13 protein-coding genes are annotated in these 14,905 nt (G+C 46.7%); 11 read left to right on the plus strand and 2 right to left on the minus strand.

Annotated features, from left to right (window positions below; genetic code table 11):
- Nucleotides 1-57 precede the first annotated feature (57 nt).
- From HRQ91_RS04110 to HRQ91_RS04160, 11 genes are all read left to right on the plus strand, one after another.
- Nucleotides 58-543, plus strand: coding sequence for a chemotaxis protein CheW (locus HRQ91_RS04110; RefSeq protein ID WP_210116806.1), 486 nt, complete (start codon nt 58-60; stop codon nt 541-543).
- A gap of 120 nt (nt 544-663) precedes the next feature.
- Nucleotides 664-1,758 (plus strand): DegT/DnrJ/EryC1/StrS family aminotransferase, encoded by a 1,095-nt coding sequence (locus HRQ91_RS04115; protein ID WP_210120390.1) that lies wholly within the window; start codon nt 664-666, stop codon nt 1,756-1,758.
- Nucleotides 1,759-1,771: 13 nt separating this feature from the next.
- Nucleotides 1,772-2,629: an NAD(+)/NADH kinase gene (locus HRQ91_RS04120; protein ID WP_210120391.1), complete on the plus strand. Its 858-nt coding sequence runs from the start codon at nt 1,772-1,774 to the stop codon at nt 2,627-2,629.
- On the plus strand, nt 2,622-4,373 hold the full coding sequence (gene recN / locus HRQ91_RS04125) for a DNA repair protein RecN (RefSeq protein ID WP_210120392.1): 1,752 nt from the start codon (nt 2,622-2,624) through the stop codon (nt 4,371-4,373). The genes HRQ91_RS04120 and recN overlap by 8 nt, the downstream gene beginning before the upstream one ends.
- Nucleotides 4,374-4,394: 21 nt before the next feature.
- The gene (locus HRQ91_RS04130) at nt 4,395-5,198 is read left to right on the plus strand and encodes a hypothetical protein (protein ID WP_210120393.1); all 804 of its coding nucleotides are present in this window, start codon (nt 4,395-4,397) and stop codon (nt 5,196-5,198) included.
- A gap of 142 nt (nt 5,199-5,340) precedes the next feature.
- Nucleotides 5,341-6,444 (plus strand): BMP family lipoprotein, encoded by a 1,104-nt coding sequence (locus HRQ91_RS04135; protein WP_210120394.1) that lies wholly within the window; start codon nt 5,341-5,343, stop codon nt 6,442-6,444.
- A gap of 76 nt (nt 6,445-6,520) precedes the next feature.
- Complete coding sequence (locus HRQ91_RS04140) at nt 6,521-8,080, plus strand: ABC transporter ATP-binding protein (RefSeq protein ID WP_210120395.1); 1,560 nt, start codon at nt 6,521-6,523, stop codon at nt 8,078-8,080.
- Nucleotides 8,077-9,225 carry an ABC transporter permease gene (locus tag HRQ91_RS04145; RefSeq protein WP_210120396.1) on the plus strand — a complete coding sequence of 383 codons (1,149 nt, stop codon included), beginning with the start codon at nt 8,077-8,079 and terminating at the stop codon, nt 9,223-9,225. Before HRQ91_RS04140 ends, HRQ91_RS04145 begins: the two co-directional genes overlap by 4 nt.
- On the plus strand, nt 9,222-10,127 hold the full coding sequence (locus HRQ91_RS04150; RefSeq protein WP_210120397.1) for an ABC transporter permease: 906 nt from the start codon (nt 9,222-9,224) through the stop codon (nt 10,125-10,127). Before HRQ91_RS04145 ends, HRQ91_RS04150 begins: the two co-directional genes overlap by 4 nt.
- A gap of 60 nt (nt 10,128-10,187) precedes the next feature.
- A complete protein-coding gene (locus HRQ91_RS04155; protein ID WP_210120398.1) occupies nt 10,188-11,408 on the plus strand; it encodes an HD domain-containing protein in 1,221 nt (406 codons plus the stop codon).
- Nucleotides 11,409-11,552: 144 nt separating this feature from the next.
- The gene (locus HRQ91_RS04160; protein WP_210120399.1) at nt 11,553-12,536 is read left to right on the plus strand and encodes a murein hydrolase activator EnvC family protein; all 984 of its coding nucleotides are present in this window, start codon (nt 11,553-11,555) and stop codon (nt 12,534-12,536) included.
- Nucleotides 12,537-12,563: 27 nt separating this feature from the next.
- Here HRQ91_RS04160 and HRQ91_RS04165 read toward each other — a convergent pair whose 3' ends face one another.
- Both HRQ91_RS04165 and HRQ91_RS04170 read right to left on the minus strand, forming a co-directional pair.
- Nucleotides 12,564-13,148 carry a 3'-5' exonuclease gene (locus tag HRQ91_RS04165; RefSeq protein WP_210116795.1) on the minus strand — a complete coding sequence of 195 codons (585 nt, stop codon included), beginning with the start codon at nt 13,146-13,148 and terminating at the stop codon, nt 12,564-12,566.
- On the minus strand, nt 13,132-14,904 hold the full coding sequence (locus HRQ91_RS04170) for a phospho-sugar mutase (RefSeq protein ID WP_210120400.1): 1,773 nt from the start codon (nt 14,902-14,904) through the stop codon (nt 13,132-13,134). Before HRQ91_RS04170 ends, HRQ91_RS04165 begins: the two co-directional genes overlap by 17 nt.
- Between the last annotated feature and the right edge of the window lies 1 nt (nt 14,905).

The raw sequence follows: 14,905 nt of genomic DNA on the forward strand, positions 1-14,905 counted from the left end.
GGCGCTTGCACAATATTTGTTTACGATGTATCATAAATTTGAATTTACGGAGGCGTTATGGCTGACAGCGATACAAATATTCAATTGGTTACTTTTCAACTGGGCGAAGAACTGTACGGCGTAGATATTATGGGCGTTAAAGAGATCGTAAAGATACAGGAAATTCGTCCCATTCCTAACGCTCCGTATTATGTTGAAGGAATCTTAAATCTGCGTAAACAGATTATCCCGATAATCAATCTGCACAAGCGTTTTCGCTTGCAGCCGTCCGGCGCTAAAGACGGCAGCGGTACGGATTTCGAAGGCGGTTTTATAATTCTCAGCATTGAGGGTAATAATATCGGCATAATTATCGATCGCATAGCGCGCGTGATTATGGTGGATCTCGCCGAAATAAAGCCGCCGCCCCAATTGCTTTCAGGCATAGGTTCGGAATATATCCGCGGCGTCATAAGAAACGAAGACAGCGGTTACGTTATCGTGCTTGACATAAACCGCTTGTTTGATCCTAAAGAATTGCAAAAGATAATCGAATTTAAATAAACGAGTTTCCGAAAGAAAACTCGAAGTTAAAAGCTCCGCGCATATTTAGCGGTTCCCGTAAGTCAACGGATGATACTTGTCCGTTTTAAGCTGCAATTATAGATTTGATGGAAATTTAAAATGATACAGACTTTCAGCTCTACAATCCGCCGGCGCGAAATGGACGCAGTGTTAACGTGCATGGTAGACGAAAAGATCGGCCCCGGAGAACTGAACGCACGCCTTATCCAATCGGTCAAAGATAATTTTTCATGCGCCGGAGCCGTAGCTCTCCGCAGTCCTTCCATCGCCCTGTACTATGCTCTAAAGGCCATGGAGCTCGCTTCCGATTCCGTCGTAATGATTTCAGCTCTTGCGCCGTCATGGCAGCTTCTTTGCCTTGAGAACTTTGGATATAAGCTTCTTGTGCTTGACGTTGACGAGAAAACGGGACTGGTTACTCCCGATATAGTTTTTGAAGGCATAAAAAAGGGCGGAAGAGTTCTTTTACTCCATGAAACCATGGGTATAATGCCCGATATGCAGGGTATTATGGATCTCGGAATCCCTGTGATCGAAGATATTTCGCAGAGCGCAGGCGCAGTATATAAGCCTGATGCGCCGCCTGAAGAGAGCGCTCAGGAATTCGGCGGCGAAAATAAAATCGGTTCCGAACCCGCCGCGCCAAAAGCCGGTTCTTTCGGTCTTTTTACGATAATGGGTCTCGAAGAACACGACATAATTACGGCGGGGGGCGGAGCCGTCCTCATGGCTTCAAACCGACGCGATTGGACGGTTTTAAAAAAATATACGGACAATTTACCTCAAACGGATCTGCTTCCGGACATAAACAGCGCTCTCGGCTGGGTTCAATTAAAGGAGTACCGCCGCAACGAAGAAATCCGTAAAGAAATTTTTTCAGCATATTATCGTTCCCTGCTTTCCGGCAAAAATAAAACCTTTTTACGCGCCGCCGACGAAGGATCGGCCGCATGGGGATTCCCAGTGATCCTGTCCGGCAGTTACAAAGACGTAAAACAATACGCTTCAAAAAAGGATATTGAAATCAGGAGTGCTTACGAACAGAGCGTTATCGCGCTTCGTCCTGATGAAATAGGTGCTTCATGCAGGACTGCAAAATCACTCTTGTTGAGGTGCGCTCTCTTTCCCATGTATCCTCGATTGGGGAAAAATCAAGTGATAAAAGTTTCGAGGGTTTTGGGAACCTTGCCGTGATTTTGACAATGTTATGAAAAAATGTCTTATTATTGAGAACAGCTTTAAAGAAGACTCTTTTGCCATAGGCAGGGAAATCGACGAGTTTTTGTCCATGCGAAACATAAAGGCTTCGCATTTCGTCATAGCCGAGGATTCTAAAAAGACAAAGATAGACAGCGTCCCTTTTTGCGGAAATGATTTTGTTATAACCTTGGGCGGCGACGGGACCGTTCTTTTTGCCGCACGCGGCAGCGCTCCGTGGAACATACCCGTGTTCCCCGTGAACTTAGGCCTATTCGGTTTTATCGCCGGAGTACAAAGAAATTCATGGCGATCGGATTTGGATTTATTTATAGAAGGGAAACTTGAAGCCGTCGGTCGCAACATGATTCAGGTAGATGTTTTTCGCAATAAAAAAAAGATTTTTTCTTCGAACAGCTTAAACGACGTAGTGCTCACGTCTTTGCTGCACGTTCAAATGCTTTCTTTCGACGTCGTTTACAACAAATCCTTGCTGGGGCATTTTAAAGCCGACGGAATAATCGTAGCCACAGCGACAGGCTCGACCGCATACTCGGTTTCCGCCGGAGGCCCCATTGTAGATCCTGAACTTGACGCCTTTGTGTTGACTTCAATAAATTCCTTTTCTCTGTCGGTACGGCCTTTAGTCTTTAATCCTGAAGGAAAATTATCGATAACGATGCTTCCATGGCGAAACAATTCCGTAAGAGCCGTCATAGACGGGCAGGACGCCGTAGAGCTCACCGCCGACGATACTGTGGTCATAACAAAATCCCCGCACAAGGCTCTGCTCGCGGGCTGTACGATCGGCAATTTTTATGAGGCGCTCCGTTCAAAATTGAATTGGGCGGGAGGGCCGCATGCTTGAGAGGCTCACAATAAAAGACTATGCGCTAATCGATAGCGCTGACATAGAATTTTCGGACGGTTTTACCGTCCTTTCAGGCGAAACGGGTGCGGGAAAGTCGATCTTAATCGGAGCCCTTTCCTTTGTTTTGGGCGGAAAAGCTTTTTCTGTTGAACAGATAAGAAGCGGTGCAAATGAAGCTTCCGTGAGCGCAGTGTTTACGATTGAGCCGCCCGTTTTTAAAACCGTGCAGGTCGCAGCAAACGACGATTCCGGCAGCGAGTCTTTACCGCGCAGCGCCGGAGAATGGCTTTTTAGGCACGGAATCGAAGCGGAAGACAACACGGTTGTGCTTCGCCGTTTTATCCGTTCAAGCGGCAAGGGCGGCGCATGGATTCAAAGCACTCCCGTTTCAAGGAGCGATCTGGCGGAGTTTTCGTCTTTTTTAATAGACATTCACGGCCAGCACGAACATCAGTCGCTTATGAGAGTTTCCGAACATCGCGTTTTTTTGGATCTGTGGGCGGGAATAGAAGGACAGGTGGATTCTTTTACGCATATGTATACGCAGCTTGCCGCGAATCGGCGGCGGCTGGGCGAAATCGCTTCTTCGCAGGCGGAACGCGAACAAAAAACAGAAATGCTTTCATTTGCCGTAAACGAAATCAACGAAGCGAAACTGATACCGGGAGAGGACGCGGCTCTTGAAGAAGAGGAATCAAAACTTGCCTCGTTTGAAAAATTATACGCCGATATGGACGGTGTAGTGTCCGGCCTGTCGGGCGACGGAGAAATTCTTTCCTCGCTTAAAAAAGTGCTGAGCGAATTGTCGCACGCTGCGGATTTGGATAAGTCGCTTGATCCGCTCAGAACTAGGCTTGAAAATTCCTTTTATGAAATTTCCGACATAACGGAAGAGATCAGATCATATTCCAATGCGCTCGTGTTCGATCCTAAGCGTCTTGAAGAGATACAGGAAAGGCTCGCTCTTTTATACAAGCTGAAAAAGAAATACGCGCCTTCAGTCTCTTCTTCTATTTCGGACGTCATAGCTTACGGCGAGAATGCTGCGAAAAAACTTGAAGACCTCACGGGCGGAACTTCGGACGCTGTAAAACTGAAAGCGGAAACCCAGGCGCTCGAACGTTCGGTGTATACGGCGGCAAAGGTGATTTCCGAAAAACGGAAGTCGGCCGCTGAAAAAATGTCTTTAGGCGTTATAAGCGTCCTTGAAAAACTCGGAATGGCGGGTACTAAATTTGCCGTAAACATTACCGAAAAAGAAGGTACGGACATCACTCAAAAGTGCAATCCGTACGGGATGGACAATATCGAATTCCTTATAAGCGCCAATCCCGGCTCCCCGATGCTTCCTCTTGCAAAAATAGCTTCGGGAGGAGAGCTTTCGCGAGTTATGCTTGCCCTTAAGACGATTTTTGCTCAGAGCGATCCCGTAGGCACAATGATATTTGACGAAATAGACACGGGCATAGGAGGGGAAATAGCGATTGCCGTCGGAAGCCATTTAAAAAATCTCTCGAAGAATAAGCAGATCTTGTGCATAACACATCTTGCCAGTATCGCAGTTTATGCCGATAATCAGATAAGGGTGGAAAAAATATCCGACGGAGCAGCCGCAAAGACTTCGGTCGCTCCGATAACAGGCGAAGACAGGGTTTCCGAAATAGCGCGCATGCTTTCGGGAGATTCGGCGGGGACGGAATCGAGGGATCACGCCCGATCGATGCTTGAAAAATTTTCATAATGCAAGGTTCAGGAGTTTTTTATGGCTAAAATTTCAACCGAAGCCCAAGAACTGTATGAAAAAACGATACTTCCGTATAAAAATAACATTATAAGTTCGAGCGAGAAAGAACAGAATTTTTTAAGACTCATTGAAAAGGATCTTTCCGGCATTGGATATAAAAAGCTGCTTTTATGCGACGAGATGATCTATCAGGCTTCCATGTACATGATAATAAATTCTCTGTCCGTAAAATTTCTTGAATTTAGGAATAACGATGTTCTTAACGACGCAAGAAAGGCCTTGTATAAGGCGATAATATACCTTGAAGAGATAGTTTCCAATTCGGTCGACATCTCCTATTCCGAACTTGAAGACCGTGTGGCCGAGATAAGCAATACTCCGCTGGAAAAAAGATATTATCAGATACGAAAATTAGGTCTTGCGATCAGCATGCTTAAAGACGCTTTCGGCGAAAATTCAAAGTGGAAATGGTCGTTTGTCGAAGTGGAAGGCCGGTTCGCTGTAGTCGCAAAAAACATGATCGACATGAAGCAGGCTACGAAAAGCTATTTTGATCCGCGTTCGCCCGACTATGAAAGCGCGGTGTTCTGTCTGCGCCTTATAAAGTCGCTTTTGGGCAAGTCCGCAACGTCTTATCGAGAGCGCTACGAGCTTTCGACTAGGCGCATAGACGATATGCGCATGGGAATAAATTTTTTGTTGGCGCAAAGAAGGCTGTGTATCGCCATGGAAGCCCGCGACGAAGCCGAAGACATTAAAAAAAAGGCTTTAGTTTGGAACGATAAGATGGAAAAAGACCATAAAGCGGGAATAAGTTCCTAGAGAATCATCACGTTGCCGAAACCTCGCCTCCGCACCTCATTTTCAGGCCGCGCCGTTTCATCGCGCAGCGAAAGAGCCGGAAAATTGATTTTACATTTCCCTGAAAATAAGGTATCATTTTCTTATAGCTTAGGAGGACACAGTGAAAAAGATTGTTTTTTTGTTTGCCGTTTTGATCGGTGCATCATTGGTTTTTGCCGGCGGAGCAAAAGAAAACTCTGCTTCTTCAGACAGCCGTCCCGTAGTAAAATTGATTACTGACGCAACGGGGATCGATGACAAATCTTTTAATGCGGCCGCATGGCGCGGAATTCTTTCTTATTACGGCGACACATGGGAAAATCAAAAAGGCCGCGGTAATAAATACGAAGTGGTTTCCTGCCAAACACAGGACATGTATATTCCCGTATTGAAGCAAATTTCCGACGAAGCGCCGGATTTGATAGTAGTTACGGGTTTTACCTTTGCGGATGCGCTTTCGGAAGTTTCGGAAGAATATCCCAATCAAAAATACATGATAGTCGATGTGGATTGGGTGAACAAACCCAATGTGATGGAATTTGTCTTTACCGAAGAGCAGGGATCTTTTTTGGTCGGCGTTGCGGCGGCTCTGCAGGCTCAGGAAGAAAAGATTGCAAAACCCAGATTCGGATTTATCGGCGGAGTTCCGGGCGTAACCATCACAAAATTTGAAGTAGGTTATATTCAGGGGCTTAGGGCCGTTATTCCGAACGCCGAGATCGTAGATTTTTATGCCAACGACTGGGGTAAACCCGAACTCGCAAAAACACAGGCGAAGAATTGGTACGACAGCGGAGTGTATGCGATTTATTCTGCGGCGGGCGGAACTGGTAACGGTACCATAGCTCAAGCAAAAGAATACCGCATGAGCGGAAAAAATGTGTGGGCGATCGGCGTTGATTCCGATCAGTATGCCGACGGTATTTATGAAGGAAAAAAATCCGCCGTTCTTACTTCGATGATCAAACGCGTCGAAGCCGCGTCTTTATATGCGCTTAAGTCGGTAGAAAACAAAACCTTCAAGAGCGGAGTCGTAAACCTTTCTCTGGCCGACGACGGCGTAGGTTTTTCAGTTGCAAATCCGGATCTGAAACCGTCGGTGGTTAAAAAGATCGAAGAGTACAGAGCAAATATTATCAGCGGAAAGATAAAGATCATAGGCACTTATAAAGACGCTTTGGCCGCAGGAAAAGTTCCCGCAGGACTCGGCGCGAAAGACAACTAAAACCGTTTTATAAGGTGCGAGTCTGTCGGAAGTTAAAGCTTTCGGCGGACTCGTATTTTTTATTTTGAGGTGCTCTATGGACTATAGCGATCCCGGTAAAAAAAACTTGATCGAAATGCTGGGGATAACGAAGGCCTTTCCCGGCGTCGTCGCCAATGACAATATAACTTTGACCGTACAGGAAAATGAAGTTTTGGCTTTGCTCGGTGAAAACGGTGCGGGAAAATCCACACTTATGTCTATTCTGTTCGGTTCTTACGAACCCGACTCCGGGGTTATAAAAATCAGAGGCAAGACGGTCAGGATCGACGATCCTAACGTTGCTACCGCATTGGGAATCGGTATGGTTCACCAGCATTTCAAACTCGTTCACAACTATACCGTAGCCGAAAACATCGTTTTAGGTTACGAGCCTAGGACGAAATTCGGGTTTCTTGATTTGAAGTCCGCAGAGAAGAAGGTTTTTGAACTTTCCGAAAAATACGGATTAAAGGTTGATCCTAAGGACAAGATAGAAGATATAACCGTAGGAATGCAGCAGCGCGTTGAAATTCTTAAAGTCCTTTATAGAAGCGCGGACATAATAATATTTGACGAACCTACGGCAGTTCTCACCCCGCAGGAAATAGACGATCTCATTCTTATAATAAAGCGTCTTAAAGCCGAAGGAAAAACCATAATAATAATCACTCACAAATTGCAGGAAATAAAAGCCGTTGCCGAGCGCTGTACGGTTTTGCGCCGCGGGAAAGTCATAAGTACCGTAAAAGTTGCAGACGTTTCGGAGCAGGACTTGGCCGAAATGATGGTGGGGCGCGCTGTCAAATTTAAAATTGAAAAAAGACCGCCGAAGTTCGGCGACGTAAAACTTCTGTTGGATAAAATTTGTGTAAAAAATTCCCGCGGGCAGATCGCCGTTCGGGATCTGTCGCTTGACGTGCGCGCCGGAGAGATAGTCGGCGTCGCCGGCGTTGACGGTAACGGGCAGTCGGAGCTGCTTTTCGGAATTACAGGAATGATGCCGCTTGCAGACGGAAAAATATATATTAACGGCGTAGATGTGTCAAAATATTCGATCAGAAAGCGGATCGAAGCCGGGCTGGGGTATATCCCCGAAGACAGACAAAAACATGCGCTCATAGCAGATTTTTCTCTTGCCGAAAATATCGCCATAAAGAATTATTATCTTCCGCCGTATACTAAAAACGGCTGTGTGCTTGTCGAAGACGAAATGAAAAACAAGGCCGAGTCGCTCATAGAAGCGTTCGACATAAGAGCGGCGCAGGGCGCGGTTACAAAGGCCGGAAGCATGTCCGGAGGAAATCAGCAAAAAGCGATCGTCGCGCGGGAGGTAGACATGGGCGGCGGAGTATTGGTAATCGCGCAGCCTACGCGGGGGCTTGACGTCGGCGCGATCGAGTACATTCACAATCGCATTATCGAAGAAAGGGATAAGGGGAGGGCGATCCTTTTGATTTCGTTTGAACTTGACGAGATTATGAATCTTTGCGACCGGATTGCGACAATTTCCAAAGGTATGATAGCCGGAATTTTTAACGCAGGCGAAGTTACCGAGCGGGAAATAGGCATTATGATGGCCGGTTCCAAGGACAAACATTCGGAGAGGATCGCATGAGTGAAAATACCGCAGGAAAAAGAAATTTTACGGCTTTTTTGATGAAGTCCGACGGAGCCGTTTCCGCTCTTGTCGTCCTTATGGGATTCCTTTGCGCTACCTTGCTTGTCATAGTTGTCGGACGAAGCCCTGCCGGAATATATAAGGCTATTCTTCAAGTTGTGACAGGCTTCAATGCGAATAACGGCAAATGGAACATACGCTACGTAGGCGAATGGCTTAATTATTCGGTTCCCTTTATTTTATGCGGGTTTTCGATGGCCTTCGCCGCGCGGTCGGGGCTTTTTAATATAGGCGGCGAAGGGCAGTACATAATAGGAATGACAGTCGCGCAACTCGTAGCTCTCACCTTTCCTCCCATCCCCTTTATTCACCTGTTTTTAGCTCTTGTTCTTGCGACTGTGGCGGGCGTAATATGGGGCGGCGTCGTAGGATATTTAAAGGCACGTTTTGAAGTTTCGGAAGTCGTTGCGACTATAATGTTAAATTATATTGCCTTGTTTCTTTCCCGCATCGTAACTCTTGCCATACCCGGTACGAATACCTATAAAACTCCGAATTTTCCGGAAACGGCGAGCCTGCGGTTGAATTTTTTAACCAAGCTTACAAATTCTTCCGCTCTCAATGCGGGCTTTTTCATCATGATAGTCTGTGTGTTCGTTTATTGGTTTTTAATGGAAAAGACAAATGTTGGCTTCGGACTTAGGGCTACGGGTTTTAATAAGGACGCCGCCAAGGCTTCAGGAATTCCTGTCGTCGCAAGCATAGTTATCGCGATGGCCGTTTCGGGCGCTTTCGCCGGATTGGGCGGCGGAATTGTCGCCCTTGGTTCGTTTAAATACGGCCGCGTTATCGCGGGCATGGATAATTACGGGTTTACGGGAATTGCAGTCGCCCTTGTAGGCAACAACACGGCGCTCGGCACCTTTTTTGCGGGGCTCCTGTTCGGAATGCTGCAGGCAGCCCAGCCCATCATGCAGTCAAATAAAATTCCAAAGGAAATCACATTTATTATCCAAGGACTTGTGGTGGTCTTTATTTCGCTTAAAGCCGGATTCCGCCTTTTCCTTATATGGAGAGAACGCAGACGTGCGGAAGATCGGCAAGGTGAACGGTGCTGTCAAGGACGGGGAGGCATAAAATGAACGTACTTTTAGGGATAATACCTTCCGTATTGATGATTTCGTCGCCTATTTTGATAACCGCCGCCGGCGGCATGATATGTGAACGAAGCGGCGTTACAAATATCGCCCTCGAAGGCCTTTTGGGAATAGGCGCTTTTTGTGCAGCTTCTACACACGTGCTTATGGAATCGTTTTTTCCGTATTCCGAGTGGTTCGCGCTCGCGGTGGGAGCCGTTTTCGGCATGCTTTTTTCGCTCATACACGCTTACGCCAGTATTTCGCTGAACGCCGATCAGACGGTATCCGGTACCGGTATAAATTTGCTTTCTACGGGGGTGACTATTTTCTTTTCCCAAATTCTTTTTTCTTCCGACCGTACACGGCCCTATAAGATCGGCATGTTCCCCGGCCCGGGAGGAATTTATCCTACGGCATACATAGCCCTTGCCGTAATCATAATTTCATGGTTTATGCTCTATAAAATTCCGTTCGGGCTGAGATTGCGCGCCTGCGGCGAACATCCCGATGCCGCCGCTTCCGTAGGGGTAAACGTCCGTAAAATGCGTTACTTCGCAGTCCTCGCTTCGGGCCTTTTGGCAGGGCTCGCCGGCGGCTGCCTCGTCCTTACGGAGACCATTCAGTATACGTCGAATACGATAAACGGTACCGGATTTATTTCTCTGGCGGCGGTTTCTTTCGGGCGCTGGTCTCCTTTGGGAATAACGGGATCTTCCCTGTTGTTCGGAGCTGCTGTGGCTTTTGCAATTTACGTAGTGAATATTCCGGTCTTAAGCAATATGCTTCCGGCCGAATTTTTTAATCTTTTGCCCTACGTCATTACCCTTCTTGCCCTAGTGATATTCAGCGGCAAAAATTATGCGCCGGCCGCAAACGGAAAGCCTTACGTTACCGGCGCGTCCTAAGATTGCCGGAGCGCGCGCGTAAGAAAGTGTAAGAAAGCGTAATAATTTAACGGAAAAGTCATGCTCGATAAACGATTAATCCTAAAGATATTTGAAGCTTTTTCCATTGAAAGATGGAACGATCTTGTAAGACCGTTCCAGATAATCGAAATGGATAAGGCCGCCGAAAAAATGGTCTTGGCCTATATATTCGGTAAATTCGAAGAAAATAATGGCGCCAAAATCGATTGGGAATGGATGATATACGCATCCGTTTTCGATTTGCTCAGAAAGATCGCGCTCTGCGACATAAAGGCTCCCGTTCAGCACCTCATGAAAAAGGAATATCCTTCGGAATACATGAGGCTTAACGAATGGGTCTTGTCGCAGTATCGGTCTCTTATCCACGACGATGAGCTTTTTTCCCGTTTTACATTGTACGTAGGACAGTCGTCGGGGTTGATTCCTCTTACCGATACGGAAAACACGACTTACCGTATTTTTCGCGCCGCGCATAAGTATTCGACGTTGCGAGAGTTGGACATGATTTCCATGGTAAACGAACCGCGCCGCCTTGACGCGATCCGACGGGAACTTGAAGACGTCATGCAAGGGTATCTCGATCTTCGCGCCTTGCAGCTCTTGCTCACTCGGCAAAGGCCTTTCGACTTTCTCATGATTATCGAGCAGCTCAGGTTCCAGCGCCGCTGGAATCAGACGCCGCGGGTTCCGGCCACAAGCGTGTTGGGACATTGTTTTTTTGTGGCGCTTCTTACCGTCTTACTGGCGCGTGAGACGGGCGTATGTTTTTCATCGACGAGATTGTATAACGATTTTTTCAGCGCGCTTTTTCATGATCTGCCGGAATCCGTAACGCGGGACATAATTTCGCCCGTAAAGCAGGCGACAGACGAGCTTCCCAACATCGTAAAAAAAATAGAAGACATGTTTGTTCGAAAAGAGCTTTTGCCGTACATGGAAGATTTTTATTCCGACGAATTGCTTTATTTTACAAGCGATGAATTTTGCAACCGCGTGATGATAAACGGAAAGGCTAAGATAGTTTCATGGGAAGAATTGAATTCGATTTATACCGACAAAGACAAACCCGTCGACGGTAAACTTGTACGTTTGGCAGATCATCTGTCGGCTCTTTTGGAAGCCGACAGTTCAATACGTCACGGAATAACTTCGACTCACCTTGAAAACGGACGCAAAAACATGCTTAAACTTTATGCGGACGGCGAACTCATAAACGGTATAGACGCGGCGTCGCTTTTCCGTTCCTTAATAAGCAGATAGCGGTAGCCGAACGAGCGACCGCGCCGCAGTCGAACCTTAGCCAAACAGAGGGCGTAAAAAAAAATCGCCTTTCGGAGCGGCCGTTTAGTTTTCTTGTTTTCAAACTCTTACGAAAATTCTTTTTTATGCCGATAAGGGTATTGTATGAATTTACGATTTGGAAATCTTGCTATAAAAAAAACGACGGTATTTTTCTGTGCGGCGGTGCAGGTCTTTTTAAGTTTATGTGTATTTGCCGATTCCACTCATACGGTTTCGAAGGGAGAAACCCTTTATGCCATAAGCCGGAAATATCAGATTACGGTAGCCGAACTTCGCGCCGCAAATAATATGTCTGAAAGCGACGTTTTAAAAACGGGGCAAAAACTTACGATACCCTCGGCCGACATTTCCGCAGCGGCGGCGCTTACGGGAGCTCCCGTTTCGGATCCTTCGCAAAAGAAAAACACGAAGGTCTATATCGTACAAAAAGGCGATACCTTTTACGGAATAGCGCGTAAAAACGGCATTCCTCTTTCGGAGCTTTTTGCATTAAACGGGCTCGGAAACGATGCGATTCTTAAAGCCGGTGAAAAATTGTTGGTTCCCGATTCCCTTGCCGTATCGGGAGATTTCGGAACAGGAGGCGGCTCGAGTAAAAAAAACGCTTCTTCAATAGCCTCGTCTTCGAAAGCTGAAAATTCGGGCGATCAAAACAAATCCTCGGAAGGGACTGTTTTGGATCTGAAATTCGCGGATCCAAGAAAATATACGGACGCTGAAAAAATCGATGCCGGCGTAGTGTGGCCGGTAAAAGATCCTAAAGTTACGTATGTGAAAGGAAAAGTTTCGGGCGTTCAGCTTTCCGCCAAGCGCGATGAAAATGTGACCGCCATCAGAGCCGGCACGGTAATGTACTGCGGAATTTATCGAGGCTTCGGACAGGTGATTTTCGTTCAGTCTAAGACGGGATTGATTTATGCGTATACGGGACTGGGTTCCGTAGAAATTCAAAAAGGCGATTATGTAGTGGCCGGGGCGCAGCTCGGCACTGTCGGAATAGATACGATAAGCATGCAGCCGCAGATGACGCTTATGGTTTTTCAAAACGGAATGCCGATAGATCCTGCGAAAGCTCCGCGCGGATAAGATGATCGGCTGTTCGATTTTGCCGAATCACTGCGTTTCCTGCATCGAATCCGTGTCTTTAAGGCAGCGCAAAAACAAATTCATGCATACCAGAGCGTCGTCGTCAGCGCGGTGCGCGTTTTCCACGTTTATCGAAAAAGTTTTTGCAAGAAACTGAAGAGCGTATTTTCCGAGTTTGGGATACGCCCAGCGCGCAAGCTCCAAAGTGTCGATGGTTTTATTCTTCAGAGGTTTCATGCCGTTTCTGAGCAGTTCCGTATTCATAAAATTCAGATCGAAATTTGCGTTGTGCGCCACAAGGATTGAATTGTCGATAAAGCGCAAAAAGTCTGGAAGAACTTTGCCTACCGGCGGGCTGCCTTTTACCATCTCATTTGTGATGTGGTTGACGTTCGTTACGTCTTCAGGAATATCGGACAGCGGATCTACGAGCGTGTGATAAGTATCCAAGACGCCGTCAATATCGAATTTAACGGCGCCTATTTCTATTATCTTATCGGTTTCGCACGTGATTCCCGTCGTTTCGGTGTCGAAGGCGGTCAATACCGCTCCGTCTTCCAAGAGAAGGCGAAGCAGTTTATAATTTTTATAGATATTATTTCCCGGCAGCATCTAGGATTCGCTTAATATCGGCGTTGACGGCGTTGCAAACTTCTTGGGACGCATTTCGGGCGGAATCAAGACTCGTCTTTATCGGCGTGGACGCGTTGATGTAAAATTTGATTTTCGGTTCCGTTCCAGAAGGCCGCGCGCTTACTATAGTGCCTCCCTCAAGGAAGAATTGAAGCACGTTGCTTTTAGGAAGTTTAACTTTTTCTTTTTTCTCCGGATTGTCGGGTGAGAACGAAACGCTTCTGTCTATGTCGCGGATATTAAGGACTTTTTTATTTCCGAGAGTTTTCAGGCCTTCTTCACGCAGCTTTGTCATTATGCCTTTCATCGTGCTTGCGCCCGAACTGCCGTAGAAATACTGCGATATGGCCGTGTCCTCAAAATATCCGAATTCTTCATAAAGTTCGTCCAGCCGTTCCAAAACGCTTTTGCCCTTCGATCTCCAATACAGCGTCATTTCGGCGCACATGGCCGCTGCGGATATTCCGTCCTTATCGAACACTTCTTTTTCGATCTTGTATCCGTAGCTTTCTTCAAATCCGAACACGTAGGAATTTTTGCCTGTGCTTTCCATTTCGTCTTCGATCGCGGCTATCCATTTAAATCCCGTAAGGCATTCGAAAACTTTTACGCCGTATTTTTTACATATGCTGTCGCAGAACGGAGACGTAACGATAGTGCGCACGATAGCCGCGTTGTCGGGAAGTCTTCCGGTCTCTTTTCTGCTTAAAAGAATATAATCCAAAAGCAGAGCGCCCATTTGATTTCCCGTAACAAGTTGGAATTTACCGTCTTTTTTAGGGAATGCGCTGCCGAAGCGGTCCGCGTCGGGATCCGTCGCCATAATACAGTCCGCTTTTTCTTTTTCGCCCAGAGCCAGAGCGAGCTGCAAAGCCGTAGCTTCTTCGGGGTTCGGTTTTTCAACTGTGGGAAAGTTTCCGTCGGGCTTACGCTGCTCCGGAACCGTGATTACTTTTAATCCCAGATCCCCCAAGACTTTTTCAACATGCATCGCCCCCGTACCGTGCAGCGGAGTATACACGATCTTTACGTCTTTTGCTTTTTCTTTTATGAGAGCGGGTCTGAAAAGCTGTGCTTTACACATCGCCCAGAACTTTTCATCGATTTCTTTGTCGATCGGTATTATCATCCCCTCCTTTAGAGCTTCGTCCTTTGATATAGTTTTTACCGATTTTACGGCGTTCACTTCTTTTATTATTCCCTTGTCGTGCGGTTCGGTTACCTGCGCGCCGTTATTCCAGTACGCCTTGTATCCGTTGTACATTTTGGGATTGTGAGACGCCGTAACTACTACGCCCGTGTCGGCTTTTAAATAGCGGATTGCAAACGACAGTTCGGGAGTAGGGCGAAGGCCGGTAAACAAATAGGCTTTTATCTTGTTTGCTGCAAGAATACATGCGGTGGCTTCCGCAAATACGTCGGAATTTACGCGGCTGTCGTAAGCGATTACCGCGCTCAGTTCGCCTTTTTTCGCTTTTTCTGGAAAGGTTTTTATAAGATAATTTGCCAAGCCTTGGGTTGCAAGATTTATTTCGAGCGTGTTCATCCTGTTCGTTCCGCCGCCCATTATTCCTCTGAGGCCTGCCGTACCGAATTCAAGGTTTTGATAAAACCTGTCTTCCAGCTCTTTCATGTCGTTTTTTTCAACAAGATCGACAATTTCTTTGCGGAATCTTTCGTCTTTTTCGGACGCGATGTACTCTTTAGCGCGTTTTAAAATTTCCTTTGAATCCATG

Source organism: Treponema parvum (assembly GCF_017893965.1).
Classification (GTDB): Bacteria; Spirochaetota; Spirochaetia; order Treponematales; family Treponemataceae; genus Treponema_D; species Treponema_D parvum.

Excerpts from the sequence above, each read along its gene's own strand:
- recN (WP_210120392.1), top strand. The coding sequence starts at position 2,622 with ATGCTTGAGAGGCTCACAATAAAAGACTATGCGCTAATCGATAGCGCT.
- HRQ91_RS04145 (WP_210120396.1), top strand. The coding sequence starts at position 8,077 with ATGAGTGAAAATACCGCAGGAAAAAGAAATTTTACGGCTTTTTTGATG.
- HRQ91_RS04120 (WP_210120391.1), top strand. The coding sequence starts at position 1,772 with ATGAAAAAATGTCTTATTATTGAGAACAGCTTTAAAGAAGACTCTTTT.
- HRQ91_RS04140 (WP_210120395.1), top strand. The coding sequence starts at position 6,521 with ATGGACTATAGCGATCCCGGTAAAAAAAACTTGATCGAAATGCTGGGG.
- HRQ91_RS04130 (WP_210120393.1), top strand. The coding sequence starts at position 4,395 with ATGGCTAAAATTTCAACCGAAGCCCAAGAACTGTATGAAAAAACGATA.
- HRQ91_RS04115 (WP_210120390.1), top strand. The coding sequence starts at position 664 with ATGATACAGACTTTCAGCTCTACAATCCGCCGGCGCGAAATGGACGCA.
- HRQ91_RS04110 (WP_210116806.1), top strand. The coding sequence starts at position 58 with ATGGCTGACAGCGATACAAATATTCAATTGGTTACTTTTCAACTGGGC.
- HRQ91_RS04170 (WP_210120400.1), bottom strand. The coding sequence starts at position 14,904 with ATGGATTCAAAGGAAATTTTAAAACGCGCTAAAGAGTACATCGCGTCC.
- HRQ91_RS04150 (WP_210120397.1), top strand. The coding sequence starts at position 9,222 with ATGAACGTACTTTTAGGGATAATACCTTCCGTATTGATGATTTCGTCG.
- HRQ91_RS04160 (WP_210120399.1), top strand. The coding sequence starts at position 11,553 with ATGAATTTACGATTTGGAAATCTTGCTATAAAAAAAACGACGGTATTT.
- HRQ91_RS04165 (WP_210116795.1), bottom strand. The coding sequence starts at position 13,148 with ATGCTGCCGGGAAATAATATCTATAAAAATTATAAACTGCTTCGCCTT.
- HRQ91_RS04155 (WP_210120398.1), top strand. The coding sequence starts at position 10,188 with ATGCTCGATAAACGATTAATCCTAAAGATATTTGAAGCTTTTTCCATT.